At 68.9% G+C, this 11,174-nt stretch carries 8 protein-coding genes; 3 read left to right on the top strand and 5 right to left on the bottom strand.

The window, feature by feature from the left end:
* Positions 1-587 precede the first annotated feature (587 nt).
* Complete coding sequence (locus ACWDAK_RS39255) at positions 588-2,021, bottom strand: alpha/beta fold hydrolase (protein WP_344638847.1); 1,434 nt, start codon at positions 2,019-2,021, stop codon at positions 588-590.
* Between the two features lie 384 nt (positions 2,022-2,405).
* Here ACWDAK_RS39255 and ACWDAK_RS39260 point away from each other — a divergent pair, with 384 nt between their 5' ends.
* The 3 genes from ACWDAK_RS39260 (at position 2,406) to ACWDAK_RS39270 (ending at position 5,902) form a co-directional block, all read left to right on the top strand.
* The gene (locus ACWDAK_RS39260; protein ID WP_344638846.1) at positions 2,406-3,950 is read left to right on the top strand and encodes an FMN-binding glutamate synthase family protein; all 1,545 of its coding nucleotides are present in this window, start codon (positions 2,406-2,408) and stop codon (positions 3,948-3,950) included.
* A 133-nt stretch (positions 3,951-4,083) separates the two neighbouring features.
* Positions 4,084-4,866: an alpha/beta hydrolase family protein gene (locus ACWDAK_RS39265; protein WP_427396158.1), complete on the top strand. Its 783-nt coding sequence runs from the start codon at positions 4,084-4,086 to the stop codon at positions 4,864-4,866.
* A gap of 502 nt (positions 4,867-5,368) precedes the next feature.
* Entirely contained in the window at positions 5,369-5,902 is a 534-nt protein-coding gene (locus tag ACWDAK_RS39270; RefSeq protein WP_344638844.1) for a hypothetical protein, read from the top strand.
* 956 nt (positions 5,903-6,858) lie between these two features.
* Here the strand turns inward: ACWDAK_RS39270 and ACWDAK_RS39275 are convergent.
* The 4 genes from ACWDAK_RS39275 to ACWDAK_RS39290 all read right to left on the bottom strand — a co-directional run bounded on the left by ACWDAK_RS39275 (position 6,859) and on the right by ACWDAK_RS39290 (position 11,047).
* Positions 6,859-8,118, bottom strand: coding sequence for a serine hydrolase domain-containing protein (locus ACWDAK_RS39275; RefSeq protein ID WP_427396157.1), 1,260 nt, complete (start codon positions 8,116-8,118; stop codon positions 6,859-6,861).
* Between the two features lie 666 nt (positions 8,119-8,784).
* A complete protein-coding gene (locus ACWDAK_RS39280) occupies positions 8,785-9,525 on the bottom strand; it encodes a Rossmann-fold NAD(P)-binding domain-containing protein (RefSeq protein ID WP_427396156.1) in 741 nt (246 codons plus the stop codon).
* 122 nt (positions 9,526-9,647) lie between these two features.
* The gene (locus ACWDAK_RS39285) at positions 9,648-10,307 is read right to left on the bottom strand and encodes a response regulator transcription factor (protein WP_344638841.1); all 660 of its coding nucleotides are present in this window, start codon (positions 10,305-10,307) and stop codon (positions 9,648-9,650) included.
* Between the two features lie 35 nt (positions 10,308-10,342).
* Positions 10,343-11,047 (bottom strand): sensor histidine kinase, encoded by a 705-nt coding sequence (locus ACWDAK_RS39290; RefSeq protein WP_427396155.1) that lies wholly within the window; start codon positions 11,045-11,047, stop codon positions 10,343-10,345.
* Positions 11,048-11,174 lie beyond the last annotated feature (127 nt).

The following is an 11,174-nucleotide window of genomic DNA, read 5'->3' on the forward strand; positions in this document are numbered from 1 at the left end:
AGTTCGGCGGCCTGGCATTCGCCGGCCTGGGCATCGGCCTCGTCGTGGCCGCCCGCTCCTACGCCGCCCGTACCCACCCCGTCTGTGCCAGCGCCATGACAACGAAGCGGCCCAAGTAGCCGGGTACCGGAATGTCAGCTTCCCGCTGGCGATCAATGAGCAGCCGCGGCGGTTCCCGGTCAAAGCGCGCAAGATCGCACGTCAGGCCGACTGGGCTTTCGCACGCCCGGCACCGACCGCGATCACCCGAGCGAGACTCCCGTTCGATCGACAAGCCCGGCGATCGGTACGACAACGGCTTCTGAACCTTTCGTCCAACCTCCGGTTATCGATTCCGTGGCGTTCGAGTTGGTCACCCATATGGGGATCCTCCAGACACGGATACGACCTCCGCTTCACGCTGTGTGATGTCGAGTCAGACAAGGGAAGTGGAGGTCGTCGGTGTCGAGTGTCGTTCATGAAGCCGACCCCCAGCAGGCGAACGCTGAACTGTCCTCCTTTCGGCTGGACTTGTACGCCGCGGAGAAGCACTCGACCGAGAAACACAGTTCGACTGCCGAGCGCCCCTCTCTCGGAACGACGACTTGTCAGGCCAGGAACCTGGCCACCCGGTCGCCCCAGGCACGCACGCCAGCAGAGTCGCTCGACACGTGCAACTCAGCGCCGGGGAGTAGGTCGGCGAGCTGTTCGGCAGTGGACCTTGGGTGGCTGGGGTCGTCCGCGAGGGCCAGGATCAGGGTGGGCTGGGTGAGTTCTCCGAGCTTCTCGCGGGGCGGCAGGTCCGAGGCGGCCAGCCCCTGGAAGAGCGCGGGCAGCAGCTCGGCGTGCACACCAAGCTCCCGCGGCGGGTAGGGAAGGCCGGACAGCGAGGGCGGAATCGGAGCGGCGGCGGCCGCCGCGGTGAACGCGCCGACGCCGTGCTCCGCCACCAGCCCTGCAGCCATGCGGTAGTTGTCGGCCTGCGCGGCCCGGGTCTCCCACGCGGTGGGCGGGATGACCAGCACGAACCGGTCGAACAGCGCCGGGGCGTTGACCGCTGCGTGCAGCACCGTGGCACAGCCCAGCGAGGCCCCCATCCCGGTCACCGGTCGCGTCCCGCCCAGGTGGTCGAGGAGTTCGACGAGGTCGGCGGCGAAGCGTTCGAAGCGGTAGTCCTCGGGATCCGGGCGTCCGGTGGACGCGCCGTGCGCCCGGGCGTCGTATCGGACGAACCGCCGCTCGGGCAGGGTCTCGACGGCCTCCCAGTTGAGCATGCCCAGCTCGTCCTCGGCCTTGCGGCTGAGGAGCGCGCCGTGGGCGTAGACGGCCAGGGGGCCTTCGCCCTGGTCGTTGTAGTCGATGCGGATGCCATCGTGAAGGGTGAAGTGCATGATCACGGCAACCGGAGATCGGGCACTTTCATTCCGGGCGTCAGTATCGCAAGAGGGGGTAACGGCAGGATCGCTGACGGTTCGCCAGGGTGTCTGCAGCCCGACCGTCAGCACTCCGGCGCCGGATACCGTCGGACGGTCCGGCCGATCGGCCGCGTTCCCGTACAGGTGGGCCAGGGCGGCAAGACCTGCCTTCATTCCCGGACCGGCGGAGAATCCCCCAACCGGAAGACCCTGTTCGACTGCCAAGCGCCCCTCTCGGTACGACAACGGCTTCTGAACAGCGTCGGTGCCACCGGGGCCGGGGGCGATCGAGGCGAGGGCCTTCTGGGCCTGTTTGACCAGGATGGGGACCTTGGCATTCTCGTCGTTGGTCAGGCCGCGCTCCAGCAGGACGGTTTTGGCGGTCGCCTCGATGAGCTGCTTGGCGCCGGTGGGGTCGCCGGCCAGGTCGCGGGAGATGCGCTGGAGTTCGGCGAGGATTCCGGATGGGTCGCGCAGGCCGCTGAGGTCCTGGGACTGGCTGCGCAGGGGTGGGCGGACCCAGGTGACGCGGCCGCGTTCGCTGACGGTCAGGCCGTCGCGTTCCAGTGGGACGGCGACCTCGTCCAGCCACGTGTCCTGCCACTGTTCCCGGATGCCGTGGAGCACCAGGTCCTCGGGGACGATTCCAATCCATGGCCTGGGCGTACTGCTGGAAGGAAGTTCAGCGCACCCCGGAATCCTGGTAGCACAGGTCTTCGGGAGCGACCGGCGCTTCCAGGACGCCGCCACTCACGCCCCACTGCGCTGGTGCGTGAACTTCGCCAGCCTGCGGCTTCCCCGGGGTGCTACAGAGCAGGCGCGCAGACCACGGGCGGAGACAACCTCGGATCAGCCCCCTGGCCGCACGCCCACTCGCGCGGCCTCTTAATATCATCTCGCATTCTTCGACGGACGCTGATGCCCGCTTGGCCGTGCCCGTCGTCCAACGCCCAACACGACACGACGACTTCACTACATGGCGATGGAGTCGTGCATCGAGGAGGAACGTTCATGAACACCCGGAGGATCGGCGCGGCCGCCGCGACAGCGTTGGCGGTTCTGGCTGCCCGCGACCTCATCCAGAAGAGGCACGCACTGCTCCGGAACTTCCCGGTGATCGGGCACGCCCGGTACCTGTTGGAGACCATCGGGCCGGAGCTGCGCCAGTACATCGTGACCTCCAACGAGGAGGAGCGCCCGTTCAGTCGTGACCAGCGCACCTGGATCTACGCGTCGGCGAAGGAGGAGAACAACTACTTCGGCTTCGGAACCGACGTCGACGTCGAGCACGTGCAAGGGCACGCCTACCTGAAACAGCGCACGTTCGCCGGCGCTCTGCCCGACGCGCACGACCCGCAGGCCCCACTGCCCTCGGCCAAGGTGCTGGGCGGGCCGCGCGGTCGCGCCAAGGCGTTCCGGCCGGCGAGCGTGGTGAACATCTCGGCGATGAGCTTCGGATCGCTCTCCGGCGCGGCTATCACAGCGCTCAACAAGGGGGCGGCGCTGGCGGGCACGACGCACAACACGGGCGAGGGCGGCCTCTCGCCGTACCACCGCAACGGCGGCGACCTCGTCCTCCAGATCGGTACGGCGTACTTCGGCTGCCGCAACGAGGACGGCAGCTTCAACCTCGACAAGCTCAAGGACGTGGTCGCCGGCGCCCCGGTCAAGGCGATAGAGATCAAACTCTCCCAGGGTGCCAAGCCAGGCCTGGGCGGGATGCTGCCGGGCGCGAAGGTGACCCCGGAGATCGCCCAGATCCGCGGCATCCCGGTCGGCAAGGACTGCGCCTCCCCGTCGCGGCACACGGCGTTCAGCGACGTCGACTCGATGCTCGACTTCGTCGAGTTGCTCGCCACCGAGACCGGTCTGCCGGTCGGAGTCAAGAGCGCGGTGGGAGAGATGGGCTTCTGGCAGGAGCTGGCCACGCTGATGGCGCGTGGTGACCGTGGTGTCGACTTCGTGACCATAGACGGCGGCGAGGGCGGCACCGGGGCCGCGCCGCTGATCTTCACCGACTCGGTGTCGCTGCCGTTCCGGATGGGCTTCTCCCGGGTCTACGGCACCTTCGCCGAGCTGGGCCTGACCGACGACCTGACCTTCATCGGCTCCGGCAAGCTCGGTCTGCCCGAGAACGCCGCGGTCGCCTTCGCCCTGGGTGCCGACATGATCAACGTGGCCCGTGAGGCGATGCTGTCCATCGGCTGCATCCAGTCGCAGAAGTGCCACACCGACAAGTGCCCCACCGGCATCGCGACCCAGAATCCGTGGCTGGCCCGCGGCCTCGACCCGACCTCGAAGGCCACCCGGGCCGCTGTCTACCTGCGTACCCTGCGCAGGGAGCTGATCAAGATCTCGGGGGCCATGGGCGTCGCCCACCCGGCACTCATCACCGCTAACGACATCGAGATCATGAACGGCGACTACGAGGCCCGCACCCTGGCCGGCGTCTACGGCTACAAGGACGGCTGGGGCGAGCTCGGCCCGCACCTCGCCGATGAGATCACGGCACTTCTCGCCACCAAGCCGACCTCCGTCCAGAAGCCGGCCGTCTGACGCGCCGACAGCGACAAGCACCGCGCTCAGGGCTCCCCGCGCGGGGCACGGGGAGGCACCAGCCCGTGTCTCCCTCACCTGCCCACCCACCTGCCCTTACCCCACTACCACTCCGCGCCGAGGCGATCACAACATGACTGAACAAGTGAGATTCAAGAGCGTCGTCGGCCCCGAACTGGCCGGGTCGATCGACCTGCCAGTGGGCGAGATCCGGGGCTGGGGGATCCTCGTCCACGGATTCACGCTCGGCAAGGACTCGCCGGCCGCCTCGCGCGTCAGCAAGCAGCTGGCACGCGAGGGGATCGGGATGCTGCGCTACGACAACCTCGGGATCGGAGGCTCCGACGGCGACTGGGGGGACGGTTCCTTCACGATCAAGGTCCAGGACACCGTCCGTGCAGCAGCCTTGATGGCAGAGCGAGGGACTCCGGCAGACCTGCTGGTGGGGCACTCATGGGGAGGCGCCGCCGCCATCGCCGCAGCGACCGAGGCGACCGGGGTCCGCGCGGTCGCCACGATCGGGGCGCCTGCCGACCCCAGCCACGTCGAGAGACAGTACGACGCGGTCATGGATCGCGTTCTCCGTGAAGGATCGCACGAGTGGTTCGTCGGCGGGAGGACCCTGGTCCTCAAGCGCGCCTTCGTCGACGACGTCCACCAGGCTCGCCTGCGCGACCGGATACGCGAGTTGCACCTGCCGCTGCTCGTCATGCATTCGCCCACCGACAACACCGTCGACATCGCCAACGCCGCAGAGATCTTCCGCGAGGCACGACACCCGCGGAGCTTCGTCTCGCTCGAAGGAGCAGACCATCTCCTGACCGCACGAGGGCAAGCACAGCGAGCGGCCCACATCATCAGCGCCTGGGCCGACCAGTACATCCACACGTCACGGCCCGGTGGAAAAGACATCTGAGGTGACTACCGACTTCGGCGTTTCGAAATGATCGGCGCGTTCGTGTAACTGACCGACAGCCATCCGTGCGCTACGCCGTCGGTATCCGCTGGGCGGATGGGGGCGGGCTGACGGCGAAGGGCCGTCAGCGCCGCGAGGACGTGCGGCTGGAGGCCGCCGGGTTGTCCGCCGAAGGAGCCAAGTCTCCCGAGGCCGCCCGGATTCTATTCCGCGAGCAACTCGCCGCGGCCGATAGTCCTCGGGGCCGGACGGTCCACCGGCCGGGGCCCGCGCTGCTACGGAAGGCTGATCGTCAAGCCCCGGCCGCCGGACGCCCGTCATGTGACCGGTACGGGTCCGGGTCACCGTCCTGTCGGCCAGGCCGGCGGCGAGCCGCGCGGGCCTGCACCGCCTCCACCTCGTCCACACTCCGGCGGTGTCGCAGCTAGACATCGTGCACGCCCAGCCGCTTCCGGAGGCCCCGGCCGGCTGAGGGGTGCCGGCGGGGCGTTAGGGTCCGACCATGGACGACAACACCGCCCGCTGGTACAGGATCGCCGATCTCCTTCCGGAACCTGCCTCGAAGGACGTCAAGGACTGCTGGGAGATCGGGGAACAAGAGTGCGGGCTCGGCCTGCTCGTCGAGGGCCTGCTCGCCTACCAGGTCCCGATCGGCGGGGCGGACCGGGCACAGATCTCCGTGCTCGCCGAGGAGTGGGGCGAGCGCGAGCAGCTCACGCCCGGCATCGTCCGCTGCCTGGGTGACGGCACGCCCTCCGCGGTGCGGCTGCTCGATGACGGCGACGAGGTCGAGGTCGTGACGGGCTGGAGCGAGCCGGAGCTCGCCGACCTGGTACTGGTGCCGTGGATCGGCTGCACCCGCTGCGGACGGGTCCTGCTGCGCGCCCACGCCTGGGAGCCCTGGGACGACTTCTCCTACCTCGCCGAGCACTACGTGATCAGCACGTCGGACTACGACACGGCGCTACGGATCTTCCCCTCCGACTCCGCCGACCAGGCCTTCACCGAGCTCCTTCAGAGCTGCCCGGAGGCCTAGCTGGACGGTCGGGTGGCCCGGGGAATCGCACCCCCGGGCCCCCACAGAAACAGAGCGTGACAGTCTCCCATCGCTCCACTCTCTCATCGAGCCCACGCGAACTCGACCTCCGTCGCCCAGGACGTCACCATCCCGACCTCACCCGCCGAATCGGGCGCGATGCCGCCACGCACGAACGCCACCACCGTCTCGTTGACCGCCATCGCGTGCGGCGCGCCCGAGGCCCTGATGCCCCGTGCGGTAGAGCAGGAAGCTGGCCCCGGGCGCAGCCCGACCAACCGGACGGCCGGCCCCCTGGCCCGGCACAAGACCACAACGCTGACTGCCGCACCCGAGTCCCCAATGTTCGGCCGACCCGCCTGCCGTCCGTTCCCGTCTCAGGTGGGTAGAGGCTGAGGGGCATCTCGTTGAGTCTGCGTCTGTGAGGTGCACCATGACTCTCTCCCGGCATGTCGCACATGTCGCAGGCCTGTTGACGCAGTATCAGCTCGAGCGGCTGAGCGGGTCGGTCTGACCAAGCGCGTGGCGCCGGACGGTACGGCAGATCCGCCGACGCAGCCGTGCCTGGTGCAGCGGGGCGCGGGGCCGCGGGAGCGCGACGGGTCGCTGCCGCACGGAGAAGGCGTTGATGCCGGCCGGCTCCGGGCCACTCCGAACGCCGCTACAGGGTCCGGCCGTCCCACTCGGCGATGTAGCCCTGGATGGTGTGGGTGGTGATCAGGTAGGGCTCGCCGTTGATGCGCGGGGTGGCCCGCTGCCGGGGACGGCGACGTCGACGTCGACCGGCGCCGGGTGGGGCGAAGTGTGGTCGTTCATACGCACGATCATGCTGTTGCCGTTGGCCGCGTGGACCAGGCCACCGCAGCCGGGGCGGCGGTCCGCCTCCAGCAGCTGGCCTTTGCTGGAGCCCTTGGGGCGTAGAAGTCGCAGCGTGCGCAGGCCATGCGGTGCTGGGGTCAGAGCCCGGGCACCCCGGCGGTCTGTCCGGTGGCGCTGCCGCAGGTTGTCGTGTCAATAAGTGTCTGGAAGGTGCGGCTGGTTGCCTCGGACACATGGAGGGGGTTGAGGGAGATGGCCACCTGGCGGCGACCGGCGGCGTCGCCCATGAGCACCGTGCCATAGCCGGCGATCCCTCCGGTAAGGCCCCAGAACTCCCCGCACGCGGTCGGATAACGAACCAGCCCCAGGCCGTAGGTGGAGCCGTTCTCGGCAGGCACCTGCTTCTTCATCTCGGCGAGCTCCGCCGGGCGCAGCAGCTTGCCGCTGAGCAGTGCGGCGTTGAAGCGGGTGAGGTCGGTGGTGGTGGAGATCCCGGCTCCTGCCGGGCCGAAGGCCGAGGGGTTCTCGATGGTGACGTCGGCCGCCTGGCCGGACGCCCGCTGGATGTATCCGTGGGCGTGCGGCCCTGGGACGATGGGCGAGGTGGTGGGCATCGAGGTGCCTCGCAGGTCCAGTGGTCGGATGATCCGGCGGTCGACCTCCTCCGTCCAGGTGTGCCCGGTGACACGCTCGATGATCATCCCGATCAGGACGTAGTTGGTGTTGGAGTACTTCCACTTCTCGCCTGGGGCCGCGTACGGCGGCTGGGCGGTGGCGATGTGCACGACGGCCTGCGGCCGGTACGTCGTCCAGCGGCCGACGGTCAGCCAGTGTTGCAGGGCGGTTTCACCCTCGGTGCTGAACCTGGGGTCGTCGGTGAAGTTGTAGATGCCGCTGGTGTGGTTCAGAAGTTGGCGCACCGTGATCGCGCCGCCGTTCGGGACGAGACCGGGCAGGTAGCGCTCGATCGGGTCGTCCAGCCTGAGCCTTTGCTCCCCGACGAGTTGGAGGACCACTGTGGCGGCGAAGGTCTTGGTGACGCTGCCGATCCGGAACCGGGCACCATTCGGCACCGGCGCGCCGGTGGCGAGATCCGCGACCCCTGCCGCACCTCTCCAGACCGGATGGCCGTCCTCCCTGACCTCGGCCTGCACGGCCGAGGAGCCGCCCTCCTCAACGACGGCCCGCAGCGCGCTCTCCAGGGCGGCCGGTTCGGCGACCGTCGACGGCGCGACTGCCCGGTGCGGCGCGGCGGTCGTCACGGGTCCTGCCGCGAGGGCCGCCGGCGCCAGGGTGCCCAGCAGACCCGTGCTGGCCAGCGCGACGACGGCCGCACGGCCAACGAGCCCCCGCGCCCGGCGGCGGTGCATCCCGGGGTATGCCGTGGTGGTGGTCATGATGGTCCCTCCCAGTCGAGCCAGATCCCTTCCGGCCCCTGCCACCCTGCCAGCAGCCCCACCACCAAGGCCTCCGCCCGAGGTCTCGGCCACCTCCCCCAGCCGGACCAACTCCGCCCTCCTCCTCGAGAAGGACCGCCATCAGACGCTGGCATGAGCCCGCGTGCCTCACCTGGAGCACCACCTCCTCCAGGTGGCCGAGCAGGCCCGCCCACACCGGATCGATCCGATTCTCCTGGTCGGCGGCCGCTCTTTCGCCCTGGTGGCGTTCGCTTCTTGGACCATCCTGTTCCCGCACGGGGGTTCGGCCTCCGTTACCTTCGGCTCACCGGCTGACGAGGCCGGACCCGTACGGGGTTTCCGTGTTCCACACCGTGCAGTTACGTCCAGGTGGGGTGCTCCCTTTCCGCCGTCCTAGGAAGTCGGGGAGGGGCTGCTTGATATCAGCCTCGCCGGAGCCACGCAGAAACTCGCCCAGCTCGACGAGCGGGATCGCCGGGCCACCACCGTCAACCTCGGAATGCCCGCCTTCCGCGACATCGCCGGACGATCCGTCACCGCAGGCAAGGACCTCTCATGACGTCCCCCGCCATCGCCCTGGTTGCCAAGGCACTTGCGTCAGGCGCGGGCGGGCTACGTACTCCATCGCTCGCTTGCACGCGCATGTCACCGAAACTCGGCGGCGTGGTCGGACACCCATGCGTGGTAGGTGCGTGCCGGTGTACCGGTGATCGCTTCGACTGTGGAGGTGGTCGTCGGGCGAGGGGCTGCGAGCATGTCGGCGTAGCCGTCGAGGAGGGGATCCACGAACGAGTCGGGGAAGCTGTCATCGGCCGAGAGCCGCTGGCGTGCTGCCTCGCGTGGCAGTTCCTGCCACCGGAGTGGGCGGCCCAGTACCTCACCGATAGTTCGCACTTGCTCGGCCTGGGTGATGACTTCCGGGCCGGTCAGGTCATAGGCGGCGCCGTCGTGGTCCTGTTCAGTGAGTGCGCTCACGGCCACGGCGGCGATGTCGGCTTCGTGGAGGAGGGTCATGGGTACGGCCCCGTAGGCGCCTTGCACCACGTCGCCGGCGCGGATCTGATCGGCCCACCACAAGGTGTTGGCGGCGAAGGTGCTCGGGCGGAGGTGTGTCCAGGCGAGTCCGGACTGCTTGATGAGCTGTTCGACCCACGCGTGGGATTGGCCGACCAGGTGGGGATGTTGCTCGGGGGCCAGTCCGTCCCGTACTGCGCCGGACGACAGGAATACCACCCGGTGGGCGTGCCGCCTGATGGTTTCCACGACGCCGGCAGCCGGGTCGGCACTGTGGAAGGGCCACATCAGGAACACGGCCTCCGCCTCCTGCAACGCCGCCGCACCCGGCGTGAGGATGATGAACGGGCGGCTCGCCGCGCTCTCCCGCAACAGCCCATGACCTGGCGCAGCGTGATGGTGTCGAGGCGGTGGGTGAGGTCGCGGACGGCCTGGTGGTCGGCGTCGGTGAGAACAACGAACCGGTTGGGGCCATGGGAGCACAGGGGTGACGGTCAGCTGACGATGCCGTGTTCCCAGGCCCAGGCTGCGATCTCCACGCGGTTGCGGGCCGGTAGTTTGTCCTGGACCCGGCTGAGATGGCTCTTGATGGTGCTGAGGGAGAGCACCATCTGCTCGGCGATCTCGTTGTTGGTGCGGCCGCGGGCGACCAGGGTCACGACCTTGAGTTCCTGAGGAGTGAGGCGCCGCGCCGCGGCTACCGCGGTCTCGGCACGGGAAGGCCTGCTCAGGTGCTCGAGGAGTCTGACGGTGACGGACGGCGAGATCAGGGAGTCGCCGTTGACCGCGGCGTGTACCGCCTCTACCAGCAAGCGGGGGCCGGAGTTCTTGACCACGAAGCCGCTGGCGCCAGCTCGCAGGGCGCCGTAGACGTACTCGTCCAGGTCGAAGGTGGTGACGATGACGATCTTCGTGCCGGACGCTGCCGCGCCCTGCCCCTGACGCAGGCGCTTCGTCGCCTCGAGGCCGTCGAGTTTCGGCATGCGGATGTCCATCAGGCAGACGTCGGGCTTCAGCTGGCGTACGGTCTCGACGGCCTCGAGGCCGTCGGATGCCTGGCCGATCACGGAAATGTCGTCCTGACCGTCCAGGATGAGCCGGAACCCGGTCCGCACCATCTCCTGGTCGTCGGCGATCACTACTGAGACGCTCAACGCGGCTTCTCACTCCCTACCTTGATGGGCATCGATCACTTCATGGGTATCGATGCCGCCAGTTCCCAGCCGCCCTCGGGCATGGGGCCGAAGGTGAGCTCGCCGCCCAGCTCGGCCACCCGCTCCGACAGGCCGATCATGCCGAAGCCGCTGTGCCGGAACCGCCCCCGGCTGCGGTGCTGCCCGGTGGCGTTGTCACGTACGCGGACGACCAGCCGGTCTCCGCTGGTTCCCAGCACGACGTGCACGGTGGTGGCCGCACGGGCGTGCTTGCGGATGTTGGTCAGGCCCTCCTGGACCAGCCGCTCGACGGACTTGGCCAGTTGTGGCGACCAGGCGGAGCTGTCCACGTCGTCGGCCTTGTCAAGCCAGGCGTGCTGTCCGGGTGCCGGGAAGCGGCGGACCAGTTCCTCGATCGCCGTCATGACGGGGGCGACCGGTGCCGATGTCCTGGGACCGCCGGGTTCGCGCAGCAGGCGGACCATGCGGCCCATGGCCACCAGCCCTTCCTGGCCGGTCCTTTCGATGTTGGAGAACAGCTGGCGGGCCATGGCTGGGTCGCGCTCGGCGGTGTGCTCTCCGGCCTGGGCCTGGACGACCATGGCCGTGACGTAGTGGGCCACGTGGTCGTGCAGGTCACGGGCGAGGTCCAGGCGTTCGGACTGGCGCACCCGCTCAGCAGTGGTCTGGCGCCTGCCGTCCTCGGTCCGCAGATAGCCGCCCAGCAGCACGAAACCCACCGGCAGCAGCGTGAACAGGTTGTCGATCCGGCCTAGGCAGTGTCCTGGCGATCAGTTGAGTCGTTGATACGACTATGGGGTGTAGGAGTGATCTGACGGATGCCCAGTGGGAGCGCCTGGCGCCGCT

This window comes from Kitasatospora sp. NPDC001175, assembly GCF_053598215.1.